General features: G+C 70.2%; 19 protein-coding genes and 4 pseudogenes. 3 read left to right on the top strand and 20 right to left on the bottom strand.

The genetic code is table 11. From position 1 onward, the window contains the following. Positions 1-906 precede the first annotated feature (906 nt). The gene (locus tag BN344_RS02395) at positions 907-1,884 is read right to left on the bottom strand and encodes a lysylphosphatidylglycerol synthase transmembrane domain-containing protein (RefSeq protein WP_051515478.1); all 978 of its coding nucleotides are present in this window, start codon (positions 1,882-1,884) and stop codon (positions 907-909) included. Between the two features lie 1,283 nt (positions 1,885-3,167). Here BN344_RS02395 and BN344_RS02390 point away from each other — a divergent pair. Beyond that, positions 3,168-3,875 (top strand): annotated as a pseudogene (locus tag BN344_RS02390) (IS3 family transposase); the annotation flags it as partial. 44 nt (positions 3,876-3,919) lie between these two features. Here BN344_RS02390 and BN344_RS02385 read toward each other — a convergent pair. The 6 genes from BN344_RS02385 to BN344_RS20065 form a co-directional block, all read right to left on the bottom strand. Then, complete coding sequence (locus BN344_RS02385; RefSeq protein ID WP_040336846.1) at positions 3,920-4,282, bottom strand: hypothetical protein; 363 nt, start codon at positions 4,280-4,282, stop codon at positions 3,920-3,922. Between the two features lie 170 nt (positions 4,283-4,452). Next, the gene (locus BN344_RS02380) at positions 4,453-5,766 is read right to left on the bottom strand and encodes a ferredoxin reductase family protein (protein WP_051515477.1); all 1,314 of its coding nucleotides are present in this window, start codon (positions 5,764-5,766) and stop codon (positions 4,453-4,455) included. Between the two features lie 792 nt (positions 5,767-6,558). Continuing rightward, positions 6,559-6,747 (bottom strand): hypothetical protein, encoded by a 189-nt coding sequence (locus BN344_RS18850; RefSeq protein WP_155858722.1) that lies wholly within the window; start codon positions 6,745-6,747, stop codon positions 6,559-6,561. 231 nt (positions 6,748-6,978) lie between these two features. After that, complete coding sequence (locus tag BN344_RS18845; protein WP_051515475.1) at positions 6,979-7,236, bottom strand: ParB/Srx family N-terminal domain-containing protein; 258 nt, start codon at positions 7,234-7,236, stop codon at positions 6,979-6,981. 188 nt (positions 7,237-7,424) lie between these two features. Continuing rightward, positions 7,425-7,631, bottom strand: a complete 207-nt coding sequence (locus BN344_RS19790; protein WP_155858721.1) for a hypothetical protein — start codon at positions 7,629-7,631, stop codon at positions 7,425-7,427. 117 nt (positions 7,632-7,748) lie between these two features. Beyond that, the gene (locus tag BN344_RS20065; RefSeq protein ID WP_051515474.1) at positions 7,749-8,375 is read right to left on the bottom strand and encodes a hypothetical protein; all 627 of its coding nucleotides are present in this window, start codon (positions 8,373-8,375) and stop codon (positions 7,749-7,751) included. A gap of 753 nt (positions 8,376-9,128) precedes the next feature. Here BN344_RS20065 and BN344_RS02365 point away from each other — a divergent pair. Continuing rightward, positions 9,129-9,677 carry a DUF1269 domain-containing protein gene (locus BN344_RS02365; protein ID WP_051515473.1) on the top strand — a complete coding sequence of 183 codons (549 nt, stop codon included), beginning with the start codon at positions 9,129-9,131 and terminating at the stop codon, positions 9,675-9,677. 871 nt (positions 9,678-10,548) lie between these two features. Here BN344_RS02365 and BN344_RS20970 read toward each other — a convergent pair. The 6 genes and pseudogenes from BN344_RS20970 to BN344_RS20535 all read right to left on the bottom strand — a co-directional run bounded on the left by BN344_RS20970 (position 10,549) and on the right by BN344_RS20535 (position 13,796). Beyond that, positions 10,549-10,902 (bottom strand): UPF0182 family protein, encoded by a 354-nt coding sequence (locus BN344_RS20970; RefSeq protein ID WP_269319869.1) that lies wholly within the window; start codon positions 10,900-10,902, stop codon positions 10,549-10,551. Between the two features lie 124 nt (positions 10,903-11,026). Continuing rightward, positions 11,027-11,182, bottom strand: a pseudogene (locus tag BN344_RS20965) (UPF0182 family protein); the annotation flags it as partial. A gap of 139 nt (positions 11,183-11,321) precedes the next feature. After that, positions 11,322-11,636, bottom strand: a pseudogene (locus tag BN344_RS20960) (UPF0182 family protein); the annotation flags it as partial. After that, the gene (locus BN344_RS20955) at positions 11,572-12,189 is read right to left on the bottom strand and encodes a UPF0182 family protein (RefSeq protein ID WP_269319868.1); all 618 of its coding nucleotides are present in this window, start codon (positions 12,187-12,189) and stop codon (positions 11,572-11,574) included. The gene BN344_RS20955 and the pseudogene BN344_RS20960, both read right to left, overlap by 65 nt. Positions 12,190-12,367: 178 nt before the next feature. Beyond that, entirely contained in the window at positions 12,368-12,952 is a 585-nt protein-coding gene (locus BN344_RS20540; RefSeq protein ID WP_269319890.1) for a baeRF3 domain-containing protein, read from the bottom strand. A 502-nt stretch (positions 12,953-13,454) separates the two neighbouring features. Continuing rightward, a complete protein-coding gene (locus BN344_RS20535) occupies positions 13,455-13,796 on the bottom strand; it encodes a hypothetical protein (protein WP_040336845.1) in 342 nt (113 codons plus the stop codon). 277 nt (positions 13,797-14,073) lie between these two features. Between BN344_RS20535 and BN344_RS02345 the strand changes: the two genes are divergently transcribed. After that, a complete protein-coding gene (locus BN344_RS02345; protein WP_051515666.1) occupies positions 14,074-14,427 on the top strand; it encodes a helix-turn-helix transcriptional regulator in 354 nt (117 codons plus the stop codon). 644 nt (positions 14,428-15,071) lie between these two features. Here the strand turns inward: BN344_RS02345 and BN344_RS21145 are convergent. From BN344_RS21145 to BN344_RS02310, 7 genes and pseudogenes are all read right to left on the bottom strand, one after another. Next, the gene (locus BN344_RS21145) at positions 15,072-15,239 is read right to left on the bottom strand and encodes a hypothetical protein (RefSeq protein ID WP_341765880.1); all 168 of its coding nucleotides are present in this window, start codon (positions 15,237-15,239) and stop codon (positions 15,072-15,074) included. Then, positions 15,228-15,961, bottom strand: a pseudogene (locus BN344_RS02340) (IS5 family transposase); the annotation flags it as partial. The pseudogene BN344_RS02340 and the gene BN344_RS21145, both read right to left, overlap by 12 nt. A 569-nt stretch (positions 15,962-16,530) precedes the next feature. Then, positions 16,531-17,481, bottom strand: a complete 951-nt coding sequence (locus BN344_RS02330) for a baeRF3 domain-containing protein (protein WP_155858719.1) — start codon at positions 17,479-17,481, stop codon at positions 16,531-16,533. A 131-nt stretch (positions 17,482-17,612) separates the two neighbouring features. After that, positions 17,613-18,023, bottom strand: a complete 411-nt coding sequence (locus BN344_RS02325; RefSeq protein WP_040336844.1) for a hypothetical protein — start codon at positions 18,021-18,023, stop codon at positions 17,613-17,615. A 1,278-nt stretch (positions 18,024-19,301) separates the two neighbouring features. Then, positions 19,302-19,502, bottom strand: coding sequence for a hypothetical protein (locus BN344_RS02320; protein ID WP_040336843.1), 201 nt, complete (start codon positions 19,500-19,502; stop codon positions 19,302-19,304). Then, positions 19,499-20,854: a glycerophosphodiester phosphodiesterase gene (locus tag BN344_RS02315; RefSeq protein WP_166518174.1), complete on the bottom strand. Its 1,356-nt coding sequence runs from the start codon at positions 20,852-20,854 to the stop codon at positions 19,499-19,501. The genes BN344_RS02320 and BN344_RS02315 overlap by 4 nt, the downstream gene beginning before the upstream one ends. Positions 20,855-21,590: 736 nt before the next feature. Further along, entirely contained in the window at positions 21,591-24,341 is a 2,751-nt protein-coding gene (locus BN344_RS02310; protein ID WP_051515469.1) for a cation-translocating P-type ATPase, read from the bottom strand. Positions 24,342-24,612: the final 271 nt, after the last annotated feature.

The following is a 24,612-nucleotide window of genomic DNA, read 5'->3' as shown; positions in this document are numbered from 1 at the left end:
CCCCCCAAGTCCGCCGGCCACAGACCAACTGCGAGGGTATGGACGTGCTTCTCCGGGCGGCCTGACCCGTAGATCAACCGGCCCGGCGGGTGCCTTGTCGCCGAATTGTCAACCGCCCGGGGAAGCACGCTTGTCACCAGCGCCGGGCGAGAGCGGGGTGACCTGATAGGAGCCTGGCCAGAGATCCCAGCGCAGTTCTGTCCGCTGCCCCCACCCGGTGCTGCATCACCGCCGCCTGATGGAGCAGCAAATGGCACAGCCCACGCTCGCACCGCTGGAGAGCGGATCGTCACTGTCGGCGTCGACATCCATGACGACATCCACGTGGCCGTCGCGCTGGATCAGCTCGGACGGAATCTCGGCACCACCACGATCCCGACCACGCCGCAGTGCTACCGGCAGCTCGAGTCATGGGCACGGTAGTTCGGCCGGATCCACGCCCTCGGCATCGAGGGAATCGGCAGCTGGGACGCCGGCCGGGTGCGCCAGCTACGCGAGCACGGCCACCGCTTGGTCGAGACCAACCGACCCGACCGCGGCGCCCGCCACCGCCAGGGCAGAAACGACCGCTCGACGCCGACGGTCCATCTTCTCCGTGGCCGCGGACGAGCCCGACCACGGGGTGGACGCTCTCGCCGCTGGCGGTACTGGGTCGCCACTGGGTTCAGCAGATGCACCACCCGCAGATGACCGAGCCGGAACGTGAGGCGTTCGAGGGCAGCGTCGAGACCCTCCGACGCGCGAGCCACTCCATCCGATGAAGGGACATGGCGGCATGTGGGCGGCACGCCGGCCGCCGTGGACGTCACCGACCGGCTGCACACGGCGCCGGCCGACCTTACGGGCGTCAACCGCGGCCGCCATCCCGACGCCCGAGCCCCGCCGCCTGCGCCACCCCCACGCCGTTCAAGTCTCACCCCCGGTCGTGGAGCGCATCGAGCCGTAGCGTCGGCGGAAGAGCACGTAGGCGATCGGTCCGGCGAGGATGGGCAGCCAGTAGGAGGCCAGCCGGTAGACCAGCGTGGCAAGGAGCGCGTCCCCGGTGGCGACGCCGGCAAGGGTGAGGGTTCCGTACAGGCCGGCTTCGACGAACCCGAGGCCGCCGGGGGTGATGGGGATCATGCCGAGCAACAGAGCCGACGCGAAGGCGAGCAGCACCAGCGAAGGGTGGGGACGGCTGCCGGTGGCCGCGAGGGCAGCCAGCAGCGACAGGTAGTCGAAACCGAGCTTGCCGGCGGTGGCCAGCAGCGCCTTCCACCAGCCGCTGCCGAGGAACGAGCGCACGGCGTTGCGCTCGTCGAGAAGTCGCTGCGGCAACCCCGTCACCGGCGGGCGGCGCTTCGCCACGCGGTTGTGCAGCGACTGCGCGGCCCGAGCCAGTGCGGTCAAGGACCGGTCGGCGGTCATGAGTACGGCGCCGACGGCGACGACCAGGGCGAAGGCGACCCCACCGAGCACCGCGGACTGGAGCAGGGCGTGCGGCACGTAGACGCCGGCGATCAGCGCAGGCAGGGCCAGGACCGGCAACGCCAGCACGCTGGCGGTCTGCAGCAGAGAAAAGGCGGCCAGCCCGGTGACCGCAGTGGGGGCGTCGATGCCGGCGTGGCCCAGCATTCGAAACTGCAGCGTGGCTCCTGCGGCTGCGCCGCCGGGCACGATGCGGCTGAACGCGTTGCTCGCCACCTGGGAGGTGGTGACCGGGAACCAGCTCGAGGTGCGCAGCGCCATCCGCTGGAGCAGGACCAGGCAGGCGACGCTGAGCACCTGCCCCGTGGCGACCGCGGCGAACCACCACGGTGCGATGTCGGACAGCTGCGGCCAGGACGCGAGCATGTCGGCGACCTGCGGCGCCAGCAGGTACAGCGAGACCCCGAAGAGCAGCAACAGGACGACCCGCCCGACACTGACCCGGCCCAGCGGCGCTCCAGCGCTGTGCGTACGCAACCGCCCGGTGGGCCGCGAAGAGCCTGAGCCATCGTGGCTCTGTGGACGATCGGCGGGCGGCGACATGGTCACCGCCACCCCCGGATCCGTGGGATGGACGCACAGGGTTCCGGAAGGGGGCGGTGGCGGTCACTCGTGGCGCTGCCCCGGCCTCGGCCGGTGCGCCACGATCGGCTACTGAGCGTGGAGCCGATTGGCGGGGCGGTGTCCTGGGCGGCCTTCGGTCCCCAGCGGAGTCGGGTACCGACGTCGGCGAACGTCACCGCGTCGACGGGTTTCGCTCGGGACAGCTCGCCGACGGTGCTCCGGTAGAGGTGGGGCGCGCCGGGGCGGATACCGCCGACCTGCAGCGGGAAGGCGAGGACCCCTCGATGCCGGGCGGGCATCGGTGCCCAACTGCGGCCACTTCCGCGGGGACGTGTCGGCCAGGTCGGGGCACGAGGACCCGGGCCCCCGCGCAGGGTCGCTCGGGCGATGAGGTCCGCCGTTGCCGAGCGGAGCCGACGGACCTCACGGTCGGGCTTCCGGGACCGGTGTCCGCGGTCGGCGGCGGCGATCCCGGGCCGGGAGGGGACCGGCGGAGTGCCCGCCGGGACTCCTTCGCGCTGTCGGGGTCATAGCTCTCGGCGAACGCATCCAGCAGCCGCAGGACGGCGTCGGTCAGAAGCTTGCGGTGGAGGCACGGGACGCCGTGTCCAGCGCGCATGTCCGCCTCCTCCACGCACTCGACGTCGGCCGCCGGGGGGCGAGGACCGGTCGGTTGGAGCCTCGACCTGGACGCCGTGGAGTGCAAACCAAGGTGTCAAGGGGTCGGCTGTGCGATTGTACGCCGGGAGACGACCAGCGACCGTCGATCCCGCCGTCACCGCCACTCACTGTCGGTGTGGGAGCCGCGGGGTGTCCAGGACCTGGCCGTCGTGCCGGGGGAGTGCATCGTCCTCGCGGGCGCATCCAACGAGCAGACGCTGTCTGCGTGATCTGGTCGCGCCCGAAGCGACAAGTGCCCGGCGCTCCGATCCCACCCCTTCTCATTCCTGAACCGGCAGAAGTAGATGGGTTTGCGCCTTCCTCGATGGTCCGACTCCGCGGTCCAATGGAGGCGAGCTCGCCTTCGGCAGGTACTCCAGCTTCTCGCCGTGGCCCACCATTGCTCGACCGTCCACCGGCCCTGACGGGGTCCAGCGCACACGTGGGCGAGAAGCTAGGCGTCCGGGGTCTCCGAGGCGGGAGCGGGCATCGACGCCGATGATCCGGAGTTCGGTTACCGGTTCATCGCCGACGAGCTTGCCGATCAGGGCGTGCGGGCCTCGCGCAACCGGGTCAACCGGCTCTGCTCGTCGCAGCGGCTGTGGTCGGTGCATTCGCGTAAGCGCGGCCTGAACCGCAAGCCCGGACCGCCGGTGCACGACGACCTCGTGCGCCGCGAGTTCACCGCCGAGCGTCCCAACCAGCTGTGGCTGACCGACATCACCGAACACCCCACCGCCGAGGGCAAGCTCTACCTCTGCGCCATCAAGGACGCCAGCTCCAAGCGCATCGTCGGCTACTCCATCGACACCCGAATGACCTCCGAGCTGGCGGTCAACGCGCTCCGCAACGCCATCGCCCTACGAGGCCCAGTCGGAGCGATCATGCACTCAGACCGGGGCAGCCAATTCCGTTCGCACGCCTACGTCCGGGCGCTGCGCGACGCTCAGCTGCGCGGCTCGATGGGCCGAGTCGGAGCGTGTGCTGACAACGCCGCCATGGAGTCCTTCTTCAGCCTGCTGCAGAAGAACGTCCTCAACCGCCAGCGCTGGACCAGCCGCGAGCAACTGCGCCTGGCGATCGTCTTCGAGAAGACCTATCACCGCCGCCGGCGCCAAGACGCCCTCGGCCGCATGACCCCCATCGAGTTCGAGACACTGACTCAGGCCGCTCCCGCGGCCTGATTGCCCCTACCGAACCGAGTCAACTGAAGTCTGGGCAGTCCCGTTCATGCCTCCCCGGTGCTGCCGCTGTCAGTGAAGCCAACGGTATTCGCCTCGCTTGGGGGGTCGCGGTAGAAGCTCTCCCCGGCGTGGGCTGCGTCGGTGTACACCTTGATGGTGCCATCGGGGTAGGCGGCGAACGGCAGCAGCACCCCGTCAGGGCAAGGATGGACGAACATCAGAACTTTGCCGACGACCACGAACGACCGGGATTCCCAGGGGGCGTGCTCGTGACCGTGAGTCGCCCGCCAGTGCTCCACTCGCTCCGCGGCGCCGGGCTGAGTCGCAGCGTTGTCGATCAAGCCGAGCAGGTTGTCCAGTGCCACGCGGTCGAGTATTTCGATCTTCAGGTTCCGCGGCTGCTGCATGCGAGGCCTCCTTCACGAGAACGGACATGCCCAGGAGTTGGTGCCAGCGTTCAGTTCTGGATGGCCGCGAACGTAAGACAGGCAAGGAGAAGCAGCGCACTGGTCAGCACTGCGATACGGGTCATGACGACGTGACGCATGGGGCGCTCCCGAGGTGTTGAACGGGTCGGTCAGACCCAGGCGAAACGTTCGGTGTGGATGCGGTCGAGGGGGACGCCGAGTTGATTCAGCAGGTCCTCCATGGCGTCGAGCATCGGGTTCGGCCCGCAAATGAAGAACTGGAACCGGTCGTAGCGGGACGGTAGGTGCCGTCGCAGCACCTCTGCTGAGATGTAGCCGGTCTCCCCGGTCCACTCCGGCGGCGGCTGGTTGAGTACATGTACGACCCGTAGATCGAGCCGTCTCGTCAATGCCTCGACCTCGTCTCGTAGCGGAACGGAGTCCCAGGACCCGTGCGCCGAGAAGAGGACGACCGGTCGGGCATCACCGCGATCGGCGAGAGTGCCCAGCATGCTCACGATCGGGGCGACGCCGACGCCGCCGGCGAGGAAGCAGTATCCGGCGCCTTCGTATTGGTCGATGGAGAACACCCCGTGGGGACCGTCCACGTAGACAGTGGTGCCGGGCTCGACGTCCCTGACGGTGGAGGTGAAATCGCCGGCCGCCTTGATCGCGACGGCGATCTGCCCTTCGGACTCGGCGCTGGAACAGAACGAGAAGGGATGGGACGTGAGGTGGAAAGGTGAGCGCCCGATGCTGAACCAGGCGAACTGTCCCGGCTCGAACCGCAACCCAGGGTGTCCGACCGGGCGCAGCTGGAGGACGGTGGTGGTACCCCGCTCGGGTACCACGCGATGCACGGTCCACGGCCGTCGTCGCAGCCGCAGCGGTCGCAGCAGCCGCACCCACACCAGCAACCCGAGGAACGCCGCTGACATGACCATCCACAGCGCTCGTTTCCAGAGACTATCGACGTAGTAGCTGACCAGCAGGACGTGAGTGACCGCGGCGAGGACCGCAACCACAGCCAAGGCCGCGTGCACTCGTTGCCACATCTCGTAGGAGAGCCGGAGCCGGCGGCGCCACAGCGAGGAGGCGACGAGCAGGAGGAGCGCGGAGGCTCCCGCCGCACCAAACCACACCCGTGCCGGGGTGTCACTCACGTCGAAGCGGACCAGCTCGCTCCACTGCGCGGAGAGCGCCACGTGAGTCAGGACGAACACCAGTCCGACGCCGCCAACCTGCCGATGGAACTGGATCACCGCGTCGGTCCCGAACGGCTCGGAGACGGACCGCACCCGTGCCACTAGTGCGAATTGGATCCCCAGCAGCGCCAGCCCGACGAACCCGAGTGCGACGGAGAAGTCGGTCCAGAACCCCTGCCCGGCTCGGGCGGTTCCGATCAGCGCGAACACCAGCGGCGCCACGCAGATCCCGACGAACAGCCCGACCCACAAAATCCCGCCCGCGACCTGCCGCATCATTTCGATCTCCCGTCGTAGCGGTCGACACCGGCGGCAACCGGCGGCGGCAGGTCTCTCTCGAGGTGTTGGAAAGGCGGTGGGCGGCGCGTACCGGTTGTAAGGACGGCGGCTGGACGCGGGCGCGAGACGGTGGTCATCAGCCCGAGCGGCGGACTTTAACATCCCTTCGGAGTGTGCTGGTAGGCGTTCGTAGTCCCTGCCGTCGCGCTGCGCCCGAACCGCCCTCGATGCGCTCACCGCGTGGGGGGCGGGCGTCACCAGGCGGTCGGCTGCTACGCGCCGTGTACCGCTTCACGGCAGGCAAGGGCCGGCGCGGCCACGCGACGAGGTGACCCGATGTCCCATGTACCCGCCGCGCTGTCAGGCGGTGGGTGCAAGCGGGTGAACCGTACGAGCGGCTTGACCAGACAGGCGCTCCCTCAACACTCCTCCGCAAGAGTTGGCTATCATCGGCGCGGGACAAGTCCGCTCTGGGATTACCTGCCGAGACCAGATTCCGGTGGGCGCAGTCGCGGTGGCCGTACCGGGCGGGGTCGGTGCAGACGTAGCGCGCGCCGATCCAGGATCGCCACACCGGCCGCGACTTCCGTCCCCTCTCCTCGACCTCGTCGGGGCAGGCCTCGTCCGGGTCGGCTTCCTGCGGCTCGTCGCAGTCCTCTGGGTCGCCGCCGTCGTCCGGGTCGTCGGGGTTGTCGGCGGCGTGGGTCGGGAGTTCGGCGCCGGGGCTGACGTAGCCGGCCAGGGTGGAGACGTAGGCGGCGTGCCCAGGGCAGCCCCGATGGGCGTCCTCGCTCAGCTGGGTTCCGCCGGCGCGGTGAGCCGCTGCAGGTCGGTGGCGGGATCACCGGAGACGGGGCGGTCGATCACCGGGGCGCCGGCCGTCCGCAGCTGGTCAACTACGCGCTGCCGCTCGGCGCCCTCGGCCCGGGCGTCCCGCAGCCGCTGCGCGGTGTGGTCGAACTGCCCGCCCTTGGCGGCCACCACGAGCGCTTTGACCGCCTCGGGGTCGTCCTCGAACTCCGCGGCGGTGGCGGCCTGGGTCAGGTCGAGAGAGTCGTAGCGGACGGTCGCGGCCTGCGCGAGCTAGGACCCGGCCACCGCGGCGGCGGCGGTGACCCCCGCCGCGCTTGGCCCGGGTCCGCTTGCTGATCTGCGTGGGACTGAGCCCGAACGCGGCGAGCTGGGCGATCACGCCGACCCGCTCGGCGGTGCTCAACCCGGCTCGGTGCTCGTTCTCGGCCACTGGGTGACCAGCCGCTCAATCTCGGCGGCATCGTCGCTAGCCTCGTCGGCGGCGACGACGACAGGCACGGTGGACAGGGCGGCGTCGATGGCGGCCAGGGTGCGGCGGTGCCCAAACCGCACCCGCAGCCGCCCCTCGGCGGTACGCACGGCGACGATCGGCACCAGCACGCCCAGGTCACGGACGCTGGCGACCAGGTCTATGTCGACGCCGGCGTCGCGGCGCACGTTGGCGTCGACCAGCAGCGTGCGGGGGTCGACCTGCTGAACGGTCGGCCGGCGCCGGTATCGAGGGCCACCGCGCTGCCGGTGGTGGTCGAGGTGGTGTTAGTGGCGGTCATGGCGGGGTTCTCCTTGCTCGGTGTCGGTGTCGGTGTCGGTGTCGGTTTTGATGGGATGCGGGCCGCGGTGCGCGGTCACAGCGCGGCCCGCGGTGTACGGGTGGCGCAAAAAGGCCACCAGCGACGCCCGGACAGCTGGGGCAGGACGGCCCGTAGCTGCCAGCCGTCCGGGGCGGGGTGGACGACCACGGCGACGGCGAGGTCGGCGGCGGCCAGTCGGGCGAGTGCGCCAATCAGGGCGACGGCGGTGGGCGGGCGGGGGAGCCGATGTCCAGCGGGCACCGGTTGGCGGCGGCCTCATGATCAGCAGCTGGAGGCCGGTCCAAGCCGGGGACAGCCCCGGTTCGACGGCGGCCGCGCGGGCGGCGGGGAGGACGGCGAGCATGACCGCACCCACCATCACACCGCGCGGCGCAGGACATCGGCGGTGAGTAGGTCGGGCTGGTTGGCCTGGCTGGTCGGTGCCGGGTCTTCCCCGCCGTTGTCGTCCTCGAGGAGGGCGAGGATGCGACCGGCGGCGGCAGTGATGGTCGCTGCCGCGGCGCGCAGTATCGCCGTGTCTCCGCCAGACCATCCGGCGACGTAGGGCACGGTGTAGGCGCCGGAGTCCAGCCCGGCCCAGGCGGTGACGATGTAGGCGACCGATTCGGCCTCGGCCTCGGCCCGTCCCCGGCAGCCGGTGGAGTCGAACGCGTCGCCGGTATGGCCGCACTCAATGTGGGCTAGTTCGAGGGCGAGGGTCTTCACCGCCTGCGCCCCGGCGATATCCGCGCGTACCCGCACCACGCATGTCGTGGGGTCGGTCCGTCCGTTGGAGTCTCCGCAGTGCTCGCGTATCAGCGTGAAGCCGGGCGCGGTGACCTGGGCGGCCAGCGCGCCCCACAGCGCGGCGGGGGCGTCGCCGGTGAGTAGCTGCGGGCGGATCTCGGGCAGCGGTGCGCCCTCGGTCTGGCTGATGTCGAAGACGTGGACAACCCTGAATCCCCGTAGCGCCCGCGGCTCGTCCGGCCGGTCGGTGTCTGGCAAGGTCTCCCGTCCAGGACCTCGTTGACCGTCACCGGCTTGGTCATGACCGCCAGTCTCGTCGCCTCTGGCGCCCGTGACCATCGGCCGGGTTCCGCGGCTGGCCTCACTGGAGGACGAATGATGATCATCAACCCGCTGGGCGATCCGTGGGACGGCGGCTGCCCCCGGTCTCGGCGGGGGTTACCGCGCTCCTGATCGGCATCGACCGATCGAGGCCGAACGTGCAAAGCGGCCGTCCTCCGTCCCCTTCGTGAGCTCCTCGCGCGGCCCCCTGCGCGTGCTCCGGTTCACAGATCGACCCCACTCGGGTCTGCGACGGTGCGGCTGACGGCGCTGGCCTGGCGGCGGTGGCCAACGGAACAAGATTCGCCACCGGATGGTGGGCGGCCGATCGGGCTGGCGCCGGTCCGGACGGCTTCGCGCCGGCGTTGCGCTGGTCCCTCAAGGCGAGGATTTCATCGTGGTCACTGGCCGCATGACCGCGGCCGCTGGTGACTTCATGCTGGATTCCCGTTTCGGCGACCTCGCGGCCACCTCCCTGCTGCTGAGATCTCTAGACTAGGCCACTGGCCGCCCGACCGGTCCGGCGCACGGCGACGTCGCCACGGTCGGTCGGCACCGGAACTGGTTGAGCGCCGCGGCGGCTGTCCCGCCAGACGCCATGGGCCCGGCATCACCCGGCACGGTAGGAGCGCCGTGCGGCTGGTAGCTTCGCCAACGTCCGCATAGCCGTTCCCTTAGGAGGTGGCCGTCGTGGCGCAGCTGCTGGTCTTAGGAGTCGACAGCCGAGAGACCGCGGAGAGGATCTTCGACCTGGCCGGGGAGCTCGATCGGCAAGAGTTGCTTGAGCTCGCCGACGCCGCCTGGGTCGAGCGCCGATCGGACGGCACGGTGAAACTGCACCAGTCTGTCAACCTAACCGCCACCGCGGCCAGCTACGGCGCCGCGACTGGTGCGCTGTGGGGTAGCCTGATCGGATTGCTTTTCCTCAATCCGCTGTTGGGCGCGGTCGTCGGCGCTGGCGTGGGAGCCGGCTCCGGAGCCTTGACCGGCAGCCTTACCGACATCGGCATCAACGACGACCTCATCCAGGAGATCGGGAAGGCGCTGCAGCCGGGCAAGGCGGCGGTCTTCTTTCTGGCCCGCAACGCGACCGTCGATCGGGTGATCGAAGCGATCAGGCCGTACAACCCGACGGTCATCCAGACCAACCTGAGTCGTGACTCCGAACGCGAGCTCATCGAGGCCCTCCAGGCCGGGCACGCCGACCAACTCGGCGCTCCCACGCAACGCAGCAGCTGAGGATGCGATCGGCCGCCCGGCGAGCGGAGGGTGCCGATCGTTGATGTTCGTGGTGCGGTACGAGACCGACAGGCTCTCCGGCTCGCCGCGGCGGCCGACACCACAATGCGGGTGAGTGGCCGCTCGAAGCCACCTGGGTATCCTCCGCGCTCAGGAGCCAACTCAACAGGGCGGGCGAGAACTCGCACGGTGCACTCCCTGGTCGCCCTCGACCGGTGCAGGCCCCTGTGAGGCGTGCATCGGAAGGTGTTGGCGTGCGACCCCGCTTCTGCCGATGCATGCTCGCCCCCAGCTCCCCCCGCAGCGGCCGACCGTCGCGCTCGACCTGGAGACCGGCCGGATAATCCTGGCGGGCGAGCTCGACCGGCATACCGCACACCAGTTGCCCGATGCCGCTCGAGAGTTGGCCGCCGCTGGTGTCGCCTCTGGGTGATCGAGGCGCACGATCTGCACTCCTGAGACGCAAGCGGGCTGCGGGCGATCAGCCTGACCTATCGGATGGCGCTTGGGCACGGCCCGACCGTGTCGCTGAAGGACGCAGGCTGCTGGCTACGCCGAGCACTCGCTGTGCTCAGGCTCGACCATCACGTCTTCCGTAACGATGTGTACGGGGACACCGGTGCGGCCGCTACCGCGTCACATACCGGAGCCGTCTATCTCTTGGCCAAGATGTACACGCTGTGAGTCGGGTCGCCATCGAGCATCGCGGTTCGAGCGAGATCCCGGGCCACCGGCAGATGACTCCTTCCTCGCTGTGCACGGCGCGTCTGCCACGCGGCCACCGACATGCGCTCAGGCCATGCCGACCGCGGGCGGCTGGGCCAGCGGCGCAGTTCCATCACGCCGATAGGGAGCAGAAGCAACAGGCCCTTCAGCCTTGACCCCCTCGACCACCGCCGTCGACATCGAGGAAGGGTGCGGCCTTCTCGATCCGCTCGCGTGGGTCGCGCTCGTAGAGGACCTTCGACTCCTCGTTGACGGCGTTGGAAAGAAGGAAGTTGCGCTCGAGGTAGTAGATCGCGAAGGTCAGCTGCCGGAAGAAGCTGCCGACCGAGACGCCACCCTCGCCGTCGTAGGTGTTGTTGATCTGCCCGTCATCGGACCCGCCCTCGGGCCGGTCGAACTCCCGCGGCGTCGCGCCCTCCGGCGCGCCGACGACGGAGTAGTCGTGAATCAGCTCGCCGTAGTAGATCCGCGACTGCTCCACCTCGATGTCGCCCTGCACCGGCAGGTCCCGGGTGGTGAAGTTCGGCTCGCCGCCCTGGTGCCGGCCACGACCTCGTTCGCGGGCGGGCGGCGACGAAGCCGTTTCCGTGCGTGTAGACCGTGTGCCGGTTGATCCAGGTGCTCTGGTTCTCCGACAGGCCCGCGCTGTTCAGCTCGCGGACGGCGACGACGTAGTCGCGGGTCTCCCCGTCGATCGTGTAGCGGTCGATGTCGAGCTTCTCGGGGAACCCGTACACGTTCCGGATCTGCTGGCGTGCGGTGAACGTGTCGGCCAGCACGTTCGGGTCCAGCAGCCGGGCGTTGGGGGATCGTCTCCGTGTCAGCGCGCAACTCGGCGAGCGCGACCTCGGGGTCGACGTCGTCGCCGGTGGTCTCCTGCGCGTAGTCGACGTACTCGATCTTGGACAGCCCGTACGCCTGCCGGGTCATCTCGATCGCTCGCTCGATGAAGGGGGCTTCCTTCTCGTCGGCGCTGGGCTTGACCACGAACTGCTGCACGATCGCCGGATAGGCAACGCTGATGACGAGGCTGGAGACCAGCAGCAGTAATTTGCCGACGAGGACGTTGGCGATGAAGGCCAGCGCGCAGACCACGGCGACGAACACCAGGATCGTCTTGGGCACCAGCAGCGCGTTGACGTCGGTGTAGCTGGCACCGGTGAAGACCTCACCGCGGTCGGAGTACACCAGCCCGTAGCGGTCCCGCCAGTAAGCCGCTGCCTTGAGCAGCACGAACAGGCCGAGCAGTACCGACAGCTACACCTGGGCGGCGGCGGTGAGCTTCTGCCCCGGCGTCTGCACCCGCAGGCCACCGAACACGTAGTGCGTGAGCAGTGAGCCGATCAGCGCCAGCAGCACGATCGCGAACCCGAAGCCCAGCAGCAGCCGGTAAAAGGTAGTCGAAGACGAAGAACGAGGTGTCGACGCCGAACTGCGGATCCACCTGCCCGAAGTCGGCGCTGTGGCGGAACTGCAGCCACGTCTCCCAGTTGCCGTGCGCGGTGCCCCCCGCGAACAGGCCGAGGACGACGGCGACGGCGGTGAGCACGAGGCCGCGGCGGGGCTCCAGCGACTGCCGGTAGCGCTCCAGGTTCTGCTGTTCCGGCGACATCGGCCGGAACGTTGGCCGGAACCGGTAGGCCAGGTAGATCGACAGCGCAACCAGGCCACCGGTACCCACGCCGGCCACGCCGAACAGCAGCGCCCGCGCCTCGAGTTCGGTCCAGAACACCTCGGTGTAGCCGGTCTCGTCGAACCACAGGTAGTTCACGTAGACGTTCGTCAACGTGCTGATGATCGTAAACAACGCGAAACAGCGCGGCGACGGCGCCGATCACCAGCTTCGCGCGGCGCGACACGATCGGCACCGGCACAGGCGGGCGCGTGGCCACGAGGCTCTCCTTCGCGTTGCAACGTCCAGCGCCTGACGCACCACGGTCGGCCGGTGCGAGTGATCGATGGCATCAGCGGAGCGTCAGCACCACGCGCTCGTGCTTGTCGAGGAGTCCGTCGGCGACGAAGGAGACCCAGCCGCCGCGCTGGATGACCAGCTCGATGAGCTCGTCGACGGCGTCGTCGATGACGTCGGGGTGGTCGGTGTCGTCGGCGGGAGAGAGGAAGTCGCCGTCCTCGCTGATCCGGGCCGGATAGACGAGGCTCTCCTCGATGGCCAGCATCTCCGGGTGTTCGGCGCGTGCCGCTAGCCAGGCAGCGGCCACCCCGTCGACCACTTTGCCGCGGGAGCGGCGCTGGTCGATCAGGTTCAACGCCTCGTCCTGTCGGGAGAGCAGGTACTCCTCGAGCACCACGCGGATGCGGGGCGCGAGATCGGACAGCGGTGCTTGGCTGAGGCTGCCGGTGACTACGCCGGCCAGCCGGCCGGTGTTGCGCGAGTAGCGGCGGAACTCGGCGAGGGTGCGTTCGGCACCGACCAGCACCAACGGAGCGGGGTGCAGCCGCAGGTAGGTGCCCAGGGCTCGGTCGACCTGGCGCAGGAACCGTTCGACCGCCTGTCGGGTGCGCTGTTCGGGAGTGGCCGGGGCGGTGATGGGGAAGTTCGAGCTCGCAGGAGGGGTGTGCCGGTCACCGGATCCCTCAGCAACCGGGCTTCGCGCTCGGTGAGCAGGAGCACGACGTGGCGCGGGGCGCGATGCAGTCCGCGGACGAGGTCGCGGGTGGCGAAGGTCGGATCGACCACGACACGATCGGTCACGGGGACGGGGAGGCAGACCACTTCCTGCATCGCGGCACTGACGAAGATGGCGATCGCCCGGCCGGTGGGTCCGGCGAGCGCATGTGCCACCGTGCCGTCCAGTGCTCGCACGACCGCTTCGGCCTCTCCTGCCGGTTCGGCCCGCAGACGCTCGATGGCCTCGCCGGCCAGCCGCGAGACGATGCGGGCGTCGGTGGCGGACATGCGGCGTGCCGGGGTCGTGGTGGCCAGCAGGGACACCGACGGGTAGCTGCGGACCGACTGCAGGAGCACCACCGTGTCGGGGGAGGGCCCCGCTGGTGGCCGCGGCGATCGGGCGGCGTGGGGAGCGGTGGTCGTCATGCCGCCCACGTCCCCATCGGTCGGGCGTCGTAGTGACGGGCCAGGTGGCCGACGAGGCGGTCGAGCACCTTCTGGCGGCGGCGGCCCCGTAGCCCGGCGACCAGGTGCACGCTGATCCGCGGCTCACCCGCGAGCCTGGCGGTCTTGACGCGCACGAGCTCGAGGAGATCGGTGAGCTGCCGGTCGGTTTCTTCGGCCAACGCAGCGCACAGGGCGGCGTTCATCGACCACAGCGGACGCGGCCGGACGATGGCCACGCAGAGTTCGCGGCGCTCCTTGGTGGCCACCGTGATCGCAGCCGGAAGGGTCAGTTCCACATCGTCCCGGTCCAGGATCACGGCCAGGATTCGTGGCGCCTGTCGCGTCCGAGACCAGGGAGGGAGGACGCTGGAGAGTCGTTGCATGTGCTGGAGTGGCACGGGAGCCCCAGGAGTTCGGCGAGGTCTCCCCCGGTCCTGGTCCGGACCGGCTGCAGCCCGGGCCTTGCGTGGCCGGGATTGTCGGGCGGCGGCACCGCGGGTGCGGTGGGCACTCCCCGCGTACGAAGGAGATTACGCGAAACGGAGGAACCGTGCAATAGGTATACGGGCGCGGGATGCGCGTATGATGCTTCGCATGACTGCAATGCCGACGACAGGGTGGACCTTCCTGTCGAATCACGGGCACGTCCTTGTCGCGCTGGCTGCCGATCCGGAGGCCCGGATGCGGGACGTCGCCATGCAGGTCGGCATCACCGAACGCGCGGTGCAGATGATCGTCAAGGACCTGGAGGAGGCCGGCTACATCGTGCGCCATCGGGTAGGCCGCCGAAACCAGTACACGGTGGTCCATCAGAGCCGCTTCCGGCACCCGCTCGAGGAGCACGTCCGGGTGGGTGATTTCCTCTCGCTGGTCAACGATGCCGCCGCCGCACGCTCGACAGCCGCTGGCGCGGTCCGAGTCGTCTCGGCTCCTTCGACCCGAGGATGACAGTTCGCGCAAACCCGATGACTTTCTCTCACAGAGGGCATGGCGGCGTGGACGCGGGCGTGGCGCTCAATCACTCGACATAGGAGACGTGTCGACAACAACGGTGCGCCCGAAAAGGCTGTCCGTGATCCGTGGATCCGCTTAGCCGCAGCTCTGGGTAGATGCGCACACCAAGCAGTGCTGTGGTGCCATCCCTGTGAGCCCGGCGCCCACGGTCATCGGCGTCAAGGTCGCGGGACGGCCGGGGCCACCCGTGTGTCGGGAGCGGTCGGATCCTTCGCCTCTCGAGTGATCCCCTCGTCGGCGCGCTCGATCCCGGCGGTTGCACGCCGCACCGACCCCCGGGGGGCACGTCCTGGCTTTCGGTGGCTCGGTCACCGGGCGCCCAAGTGGCCCAAGCCCGCCCGGATGCGACGCCTGACGGGGGTCCGGCGGCATCCCGGAGCGCTCGGCGATCTGGACGTGGGTCAGGTGCTCGAAGAGCGCCAGCTCCATGACCGCCCGCTCGGACCGGTCCAGGCGGTCAAGCTAGGAGAGGATCAGCAAGCGATCAGCTGCCACCGCGCCGGCGCCGGAACCGCAGGGCCGGCAGCCGCGGCCGGGGCCGGGGCCGGGGCCTGAGAGGGTGTTGGGTAACCGGCTGACTACTTCTGGTCGTTGAGGTCCTCGGCGAGGCGTCGAGCGGCCTCGGTCTCGATCGGGCCCCGGGGCTCGATGTCGTCACCGACGAGGCGGGCGGCCATGAGCCGGATCATCGCCACGTCGATCATCGCCTCGGTGTGGGTGGTCTTGCGTTCGTAGTCGCGCGCCAACCGTCTGCACCTCGTCAACCAGCCGAAGGTCCGTTCCACCACCCAGCGCCGGGGCAGTACCTGAAAGCCTTCACGTCGGCGTTGCGGGGCACGACCACGATCTGGAGCTGTTCGTGGTGGTCGGCCCAGCCGATCAGGCCCTGATCGACGACGTCGACGTAACCGCCGTCGACCCAGACCAGGTGCAGCTGCGGGAACTGCTCGTGCATGCCGGTCAGCACAAGTTTGGCGCCGGCCCGGTCCTGCACGCTGGCCGAGTGCACCACCCGATGCAGGAGCAGCCCGTTGCTGTTCACCAGCAGATGCGGCTTGCGGCCGCGGACCCGCTTGCCGGCGTCATAGCCGATCGCCTCGCCGCCCCCGACGCTCTTGGCCGACTGGGAGTCCAACACCGCGGCGGTGGACTGGGCGTCGCGCCCGTCGGCTCCACGGACCCGGTCGCGCAGCGCCTCGTGCACCTCTCGCCAGGTGTCATCGGCGCTCCAGGCCCGAAACCAGCGGTAGGCGGCATCCCAGGGGACCAGGTCGTGTGGCACCAGCCGCCAGGCACCGCCGGTGGGCAGCACATACAGGATGGTGTCCAGGATCAGCCGGCGGTCGAACTTCAACGGCCGGCCGCCGTGGCGGGAATTGGCCACCGGCAGCAACGGTTCGATCTGCGCCCACTGGCCGTCGGTCAGCGAGCTGTCATGCCGGGAAGAGCCGCAGACCGCGGCTGGCATGTACAGACACACATCCACCGGACCATCACCGACTCGCTGCGGGCTACCAGCCGCCACGCCGCTGGAACGAGCGCCCGCCCTCACGCCGTCACCCTCAGCTCAACGCCGGTTACCCAACACCCTCTGAGGCAACGGTGCCTCCTTCTCGCGGCGCTCCTGCTCCCGCGCCTGTGTGTCGGCGATCGTGCGCCGGCAGATGCCGACCAGCCACCCGGACCGCGGACCCTGATCAGGGCGGAAACCGGCCCGGCCGGTCCACGCGGAAGCGAAGGTCCGCTGTGTGACGCACCCGGCGTCCGGGCCGAGGCCGAAGGCGCGCACCGCGATGCCGTGCACACGGGCGGCCCGCCGCTGGTGGGCCCAGGCGAGTCCCTGCCCGCCGCCCGCGGCGAAGCGTCGGCCGACCTCCCGATCGCTCGGCTCCCCGTCGGCGGTCTCGGGCGCCGGATCAGGTGCCACGACTCGGACGGTAGCGACTGTGCGTCCCTCCGACGGAGCGGGGCATCTGCCGGAGTGCTCCGTCGTCGGTGGCCTTGATCGGTGCGGTGAGCAAAGCGATGACGTGATTCTCAGCGGAGAGTGAGCACGATTCGCTCGTGTTCGCCGAGGAGGCCGTCTGCGACGAAGGAGACCCAGCCCCCTCGTTTGGTGACCAGCTCGATGAGCTCCTCTACGGCGTCGTCGATGACCTCCGGGTGATCGGCGTCCTTGGCGGGCACAAGAGAGCCGCCGTCCGGGCTGATCCGTGCCGGATAGGCGAGGCCCTCTTCGACGGCCAGCATCTCGGGGCGCTCGGCGTGCGCTGCCCGCCAGGCCCCGGCGATGCCGTCGACGACCTTGTGACGGGACCGGCGGTGGTCGATCAGGGTCAAGGTGTCGTCCTGCCTCGAGAGCAGGTATCGCCCGAGGACCGCGCGAATCCGGGGCACAAGATCTATCAAGCGTGCCTCGGTGAGGGTGCCTGTGACGGTGCCGGCCAGTCGGGCGTTGTTGCGCGAGAGCCCCTGAAACGTGGCGAGGGTGCGTTCGGCGCCGACCAGGATCAGCGGTGCTGGATGAAGCCGCAGATAGGTGACGAGCGCTCGGTCGACCTGGCGGAGGAAGGCGTCCAGCGCCTCCGGTGTGCGCTGGTCCGGGCCGGTCGGCGCGATGATCGGGAAGCCGGATCGGGGTGGCGCGGCCAATTGCTCGCCGGACCCATCCAGTAGCAGGGCTTCCTGCTCGGTGAGCATGAGCACGACGTGTCGTGGGCTGCGCTGTTGTGCACGGACGAGGTCTCGGGTAGCGAAGGTCGGGTCGATGACGACCCGGTCGCTGACCGGCACGGGCAGCGGCACGATGTCCTGCAGTTCGGTGCTGACGAAGATGCCGATCGCCCGGCCGGTGGGGCCGGCGAGGGCCCTGGAGACGGTTCTGTCCAGTGCGTGCAGCACGACGTCGTTCGTTCCGGCCTCGGCCTGCAGCCGTTCGAACGCCGTCTCGGCCAGTCGGGAGACGGTGCGTGCGTCGGTGGCGGTCATGCGCCGGGCTGGGGTCGTGGTGGCCAGTAGGGAGACCGAGGGGTAGCAGCGCGCCGACTGCAGACGCGCCACGGTCTCGGGGGCCGGACCGGCCAGCCGCCCAGCGCGCAGGCCGGCGCGGGAGCCGGCGGTCACGTGGCCTCCGTCCCCAGCGGCTGGGCGTCGTAGCGGCGGGCGGCGCGCTCCAGCACTTTGGCACGGCATCGGCCGCGCAGCCCGGCGATGAGGTGGACGCCGATGATCGACTTGCCGCTGACCCTGGCGGTCTTGGTTGTGACGAGGTGGAGAAGATCGACGATCTGCCGATCCGACTCCTCGGTCCGCCGGGCGTACCGGACGGCGTCCCTCGACCACCGCGGTCGGGGCCGGATGATGGCCACGCACAACCGTCGGCCCTCCGGTGTCGCCGACTCGATAGCCGCGGGCAAGGTGAGTTCGACGTCGTCCCGGTCCAGGATCACAGTCAGCACCGGGCGCTGTTGCTGCGGCCACGTCGGCGAGACGAGGGTGGGGGAGTAGGACGCGGTGAGCTGGAGAGGCACTGTGCGCTCCGCGGCGTGTCGGCGAGGTCTTCTCCGGTCCGAAAGTGACCGGCTGCGTCCGGGCCGCGGGGGGCGGGACTGGCGAACGCAGCACCGCAGTGTGCGGCGAGTACTCCCCCGTACGAACCAAATTATAGGAAAATGATTCGTCCGCAAGCCCGGGCCGGATGACTGGCAGCGTGCGCCCCTGATTGGCGGCACATCAAGCGGGTAGGCCTGCGGCCCGCTCGAGCGCCGGTTGACCGAGTCCGGGGTCCCAGGAGGGTTCGGTCAGGCGATGACCGTCGGTCGCCGCATGGTGAGGCGGTGGTCGGCGTGGCACTTTGGTGTCGGCCAAGGTGGCCGTCCAGGGGACGGTCCCAGCGGCCCGCACACCTCTGCACGTCAGCTCACCGCTGTCAGGTGCAGTCACATGGCTGCCGGTTAGGGATGCGCCGCCGTTCGAGGACGCAGCGGCCGCCGGCGTCCGACCTGGCTACGTTCCGGCGCGCGGCTACGTCTCTGGGGTCGACCTCGGGCTCCGGGCCTGCGTGCGCGGCCCGTGCTCACCACCGGAAGCGACCGGCCCATTTCTTGGCTGAGCACGGTGGTGGACAGCCGCCGCCTTCTGCGGGGTCGTTGCCGAGGTAGGAGCCGACGACGGCCTCCAGGTCCCGAGCATGGCGCCCAGCACCACGTCGGACAGCCACAGGCCGCGCCGCGGTAGCCGACGGTGTCGGGGGAGAAGTCGACGTGCCCGCGGGCTAGATGGCAGTCGAAGTCGCTGAGCAGGCCGGCGACGAACGCGGTGAACGCGCGGCGGTGGTCCCCCGCCGACATGCCGGCCAGGTCGTCGGCCGACACGTGAGTGGTGGACGTCGAGGGCATCGGTGCGACCGGGCTGCGCGCCCGGTCCTCGCTGACGACCCGCACTACGCCGCCCTCCACCGATGCCCCGCCAATGGCGAGTTGATCGGTGACGGCGAAGCTCTCGGTCAGCGGCAGCGCGACGGGCTGATCGGCGTACCGCATGCGACCCTGTACCGGCACATCGGGGCCGGGGACCCCGGGTGTGGGCCAGGTGACGGCCGACATCCGGTGCCGCTGCGCCGACGGCGGCGAGCACCGGACGCACCGCCTCGACGACCGGCTCGGGAGGGCGCAGCTGCCGCCAGGTCGCCGCTCGTGGCCCGCGTTGCGTGGGCGTTCCCGTCGCAGCGCCGGACCGTGCAACTGGCCGACCTGGACCGCCCACTCCGACAGTGGCGTGCGGGCATGTCGCAACTGCGCTCGTGGTCGCTACGACTCACTCGCCTGACGGTTGGCCTCGGCAGCCTCCACCGCTTCGGTGTGGCTGTCGTAGCCGGACTCGGTGTGGTCATCGGCGCGGCGGGTCCAATGCCATCCGTCGCGGCCGCGCTCGATCAAGTAGCCGGGTGGATCGGCGGGGCCGTGGCCGGGTTGCCCGTAGGGGCTGGTGGGGTCGATGTGCTCGGTCATGACAGCGTGATCTCCCTGAAGCGGACGCCCGCCTGGTTGCGTCCCAGCGTGATGAACGAGCCCCGGGCGGCGTTGTCGGTCGCGGTCACCGTCTCGGCGGTCAGGTCCCGGCGGGCGAGCGTGATCTGTCTCGGGGTGACGGTGATGCGGTACGGCGTGTACGCGCCGAGGACGAGGTCTGTTCCGCTTCCCGAGTGAAAGGTGCCGATCAGCGAAGCGCTAGTGCCCGGTGGCACCCGGTGGATCTCCAGCTGCCCCTGCTGCCGGATCACCAGGTGGTAGCCGTCGATGCTTTCGTGCGGCGCGTCAGCGTACGGGTAGTCCGCGGTGGTGAGGAGCACGGAGGCCCACCGGGTGGGGTCCCCGCCGCTGCCACCGTCGATCCGCAGGTCGAGGTCCATGGTGAAGCTTGACGGATCCGGCGGTCGCAGGTAGCCGTGCAGGGCGAAGTTGACGCTGGCGCCGGCCGGGTCCCAGCCCCACGACCCGTCCGGGTAGAACTTGCCCCGATCGCAGCCGGACGGGCCATTGGCTTGCAGTCCGGGATACCAGGCCTGCGACCTGAAGGGGTCGGTGGTGCGCAGCAGGGTGTCGTCCTGCAGGTACGCAGGGTCGTCGGAGAAGATGGCGTCGACCCCGGCCGCCACGAGCGGGTCGCGCCTGTAGCGGCGGTTCACTGTCCAGGCGGCCACCTTCAGGCCAGCCGCGTGCGCCTCGGTGACGAAGCCGGCGGTGATCTGCGTGTGATGGGGGGCGATCCACGCAGCGCCGATCGCTGTTGCTGTCGCGACGCTCGTCGACCCGATGAAGCACGCCAGGTAGCCCCGCGCCGCAGCGACTGCGCAGTCCGCGGCCGAGAACGACTGCACAATCACGCGGTCGGGATGGATCCGGTGCGCGTCGAGCAGGTCACACAGCGGCCCGACCGAGCCGGCGCTTTTGGCTTCGGGAATGAGCACGATGTGGTTGCCGAACTCGCGCAGCCAGGCGTCGACCATCGCCGGTCGGAGGTTGTCTGGCCAGCCGCCACCGAGGTAGGTGGACGCGTCGATGTTCAGCTGGCCGAAGGAGACGGCGCTGTGATCGGCGACGTTGCCAGTGGACGTCGTCGTCCGATCCACAGTGGCGTCGTGCATGACCCCGACGGTGCCGTCGGTCAGAAGCTGCACATCGGCTTCCAGGGCCTGCGCCTTCATGGCGGCGGCCACCCGGTACCCTTCCATGGTTCCTTCCGGCACCATCAGCGAGCCGCCACGGTGCGCTATGTAGAACGGCGTCGGCAGATCATCGACGGTCCGCCCGAGCCGCGCATAGGACGCCCGGAGGGCGTCTTCGGTGAGCGCATCCGACACCCTGCCCTGAACTGCCTCAGCCCGAGAGCCGCAGGAGCCGCGGGTCGGCGGTGAGGGAAGCGTCATCGGTGGCCCTCCAAGGGCGGTGGCGTGGCTGGTGAAACGGTGATGCGGCGGGGCTCGGCCCGGACGATCTCGGGTGCCATGACGCGGACCAGTGAGTCACGCTCCACCTCGAGCGCGGGAAGATGTGCGACCTGGATGGCCCTGCCGGACGCGCGGTCGCGGTGGCGTCGACCCACGTCGCTTCGGTCCACTCCGTGTCGGCGGCTGGCCGGGCCCCCGGGCCGAGGACCGCCACGCCTACTCCGGCTCAGGGCGGTCGCGCTGCCATGGGCTCGGTCGCGGTGGCGGCAATCGCGGCGAACAGCCGGTGTACGCGGCGCAGGGCTACCGGCGCCTTCGGTCGGCCGGACAAGGCACCGGGTCGGTGATCCAGGGCGTAGCCGGACCGAACTCTGCGATGGCGGTCGCCCCGGCTGGGCGCCGTCGGCGAGCTGTCGCGAGGATCGGCGACCGACCGTGCGCGCCACTTGCCTACGGCCGCCCTGAGCCCGGCCCACCGGACCGACAGCGGCAGCGCTGTCCCCCCGGCGTAGGCCAGCACGTTCTGCTGTTGCGGCACAGCTGCTGCGCGGACCCGGCTCGCCGACACCAACGCAGCATCTGCTTACGCTGCTGATCGCTGGGCATCGGCTCGCTCCTCGGTCGCGCGCGCTTGCTGAGACGGGTAAGCCTAGCGTCGGGTTGTCACCCGCCGTGCCAGCTTGATGGCTTCTTCCACCACGAGAATGGATGCCGCCACCATGGTGCAGACCAGCCACTGCGAGCCCGTCAACGGCGTGGTGTCGAACAGCCCCTGCAGCCACGGTACGTGGACCACGAGGACCTGCAGGAGGACCACCGCGCCGAACGAGATCCACAGCCAGCGGTTGGTGAACAGATGGCGGGTGAACACCGTCTCCCGCTCGGCCCGGGCGTTGAGCGCGTTGAAGAACTGGAACAGCACGAAGGTCGTGAACGCCATCGTGGCCGCTACCGCGGCACCGTAGGCGTCCTCCGCTAGGGCGAGGACCGCGAGGGTGCCGGTAGCCATGATGGCGCCGGCGCGGAACATCCGGAGCAGTCTGGTGCGGTTGAGGATGCGCTCCTCCGGCTTGCGGGGCGGGTCGTCCATGAGGCCGGGCCGGGCGGGGTCGACGCCGAGGGCCATGGCGGGGGGGCCGTCCATGATGATGTTGACCCAGAGCACCTGGATCGCGGTGAGCGGCGCCGCCAGGCCGGCCACGGTCGCGCCGAGGAAGGACAGGATGGCGCCGATGTTGGTGGACAGCTGGAAGCGGACGAACTTGACGACGTTGTCGTAGATCGACCGGCCCTCGCGGACCGAGGCGACGATGGTGGCGAAGTCGTCGTCGGTGAGAATCATGTCGCCGGCTTCCTTGGTCACCTCGGTGCCGGTGATCCCCATAGCGACGCCCATGTGAGCCGAGCGCAGCGCCGCGGCGTCGTTGACGCCGTCGCCGGTCATGGCGGCGACGTGGCCCCGCGCGATGAGCGCCGAGACGATGGCCACCTTGTGCTCGGGTGCGACGCGGGCGAAGACGCCGACCTGCTCCACCCGCTCCGACAGCTCCTCCGGTGTCATGAGGTCCAGCTCGGCGCCGGTGACCACCTCGCCGCGGATGCCGAGCTCCCGGGCGATGGCGGCCGCGGTGTCGCGGTGGTCGCCGGTGATCATCTTGACCGAGACGCCGGCCCGGTGCGCCAGGGCGATGGCGTCCTTGGCCTGTGGGCGAGGTGGATCGGCGATGCCCACCAACCCGAGCAGGGTCAGTCCGGTGAGCCGCTCGGCGAGTGCCTCCGCGGCGGCGGAGTCCCCGCTCGTGGGCAGGTCATCCAGGAGGGTGGTCGCGGCAGCCAGCACCCGCAGGCCACGGGAGGCCAGCGCGGTGACCTCGCCAGCGAGCCGCTCCCGCTCGGCGGCGTCGAGCTCGCGGACGCCTTCCTCGGTGAGCACCGCGGCGCTGCGGGCGAGAAGCACGTCCGGGGCTCCCTTGACGTAGACGCGCGCCCGGCCGCCGTCGTCATGCACGGTGGCCATGAACTTGCGTGCGCTGTCGAAGGGCAGCTCGGCGATGCGCGGCACCGCGGCCCGCAGGGACGGCGCGGAGATGCCGGTCTTGGCGGCCGCGACCACCAGCGCTCCCTCGGTGGGGTCCCCGACGATGCCCGCCCGGCCGCCCGCGGCCGGGGCGGCGAGTGTGGCGTCGCTGCACAGGACGAGGGGCTTGAGGAGGCCGTCGAGGTCCCCGGCCGGCGCGCCGGTCGACTCGTCGATGATGGCGCCCTGCGGTGAATAGCCCTCCCCTTCGACGCGGAGCCGACGGCCGGCGAAGACCAGCGCCCGCGCGGTCATCTGGTTCAGGGTGAGGGTGCCGGTCTTGTCGCTGCAGATGACCGTCGCCGAGCCGAGCGTCTCGACCGAGGCCAGCCGCTTGACGATGGCACCGCGGCGGGCCATCCGGGCCACACCGAGGGCCAAGGTGAGGGCGAGAACGGCCGGCAGGCCCTCGGGCACCGTCGCGACGGCCAAGGCGACTGCGGAGAGCGCCAGTTCCCCGAGCGACTCGCCCCGGATCAGGGCGATCGTCGCGTAGATGGCGATGGCGATACCGCCGATCGCGGCGATGCGCTTGCCCACCGAGTCCAGTTGGACCTGCAGGGGGCTCTTGGGGTCCTCTCCGCTCTTCAGCAGCTCGGCGATGGCGCCGACCTCGGTCTGCATGCCGGTCGCGGTCACCACGAGCTCGGCCCGGCCGCGGGTGAGGGTGGTGTTCATGTAGCCCATGCCGGTGCGGTCGGCCAGCGGCACCTTCTCACCCGGCGCGGCGCCGACCGGGGCGGTGTCCTTGGCCACCGGCTGGGACTCGCCGGTCAGCGCCGACTCGTCGACCTCCACCGACTGGGCCACCAGGAAACGGCCGTCGGCCGGCACGCGGTCACCGGCCTCGAGCAGCACCAGGTCGCCGGGCACCAACTCCCCGGCGTCCACGACCCGTGCCTCGCCGCCCCGGCGGACGCGTGCCGTGGGCACGAGCATGTCCCGCAGTGCTTCCAGGCTGCGCTCGGCCTTGTTTTCCTGGACGAAGCCGATAGTGGCGTTGATTAGCAGCACCACGAGGATGACGATGGTGTCCTTCAGGTCGCCAACCAGACCTGCCAGCAGGGCGGCGCCCAGCAGGATGAGGATCAGCAGGCTGCGGAACTGGTCGAGGAACCGGAGCCAGGCCGGCCGCCGCGGTCGCTCGGCCAGGCGGTTCTCTCCGAAGACCTCCCGGCGACGGGCTACCTCCTCCTCGCTCAACCCGCGTGCCGGCTCCACCGCCAGCGCCTCGGCCACCGTTGTCGCTGGACGCAGGTACGGATCCTGTAGTTGGAGGTCATCCAGGCCGACCGTCGGAACGGACGGGGGCGACTGCGTCATCGAGACACCTCTCGGAACGGGCTGGTACGGGGGCGGACGGACTCACGGGGGCTAGGGACTGCGGCCTGGAGGGCGTAGTCGGCGGCGGAGCCGGAAGCCGGCCGTGCCGGGGGCTGAGAAACGATTCCTGCCTGCCGGAGAGCGCTTCTTCCTGCAATGCCGCGCGGCGCCCACGACCGGGTCCTCGGGTGCAGGCGCAGCCCGATGGCGACGCACCACACAATTAGGCCCAGCCACGGGACCAGATCGGACACGGAGGCACCCCCTCTCG

Origin of the sequence: Candidatus Blastococcus massiliensis AP3 (assembly GCF_000582785.1) — a bacterium.
Lineage (GTDB): Bacteria > Actinomycetota > Actinomycetes > Mycobacteriales > Geodermatophilaceae > Blastococcus > Blastococcus massiliensis.
This window is presented reverse-complemented; position numbering and strand designations above follow the sequence as displayed.

Bases quoted from the DNA above. Each gene is read 5' to 3' on its own strand.
- BN344_RS02320 (WP_040336843.1), bottom strand. From the start codon at position 19,502: ATGACCGAGCACATCGACCCCACCAGCCCCTACGGGCAACCCGGCCAC.
- BN344_RS02330 (WP_155858719.1), bottom strand. From the start codon at position 17,481: ATGACCGCCACCGACGCACGCACCGTCTCCCGACTGGCCGAGACGGCG.
- BN344_RS02385 (WP_040336846.1), bottom strand. From the start codon at position 4,282: ATGCAGCAGCCGCGGAACCTGAAGATCGAAATACTCGACCGCGTGGCA.
- BN344_RS02310 (WP_051515469.1), bottom strand. From the start codon at position 24,341: ATGACGCAGTCGCCCCCGTCCGTTCCGACGGTCGGCCTGGATGACCTC.
- BN344_RS02380 (WP_051515477.1), bottom strand. From the start codon at position 5,766: ATGATGCGGCAGGTCGCGGGCGGGATTTTGTGGGTCGGGCTGTTCGTC.
- BN344_RS02345 (WP_051515666.1), top strand. From the start codon at position 14,074: ATGACTGCAATGCCGACGACAGGGTGGACCTTCCTGTCGAATCACGGG.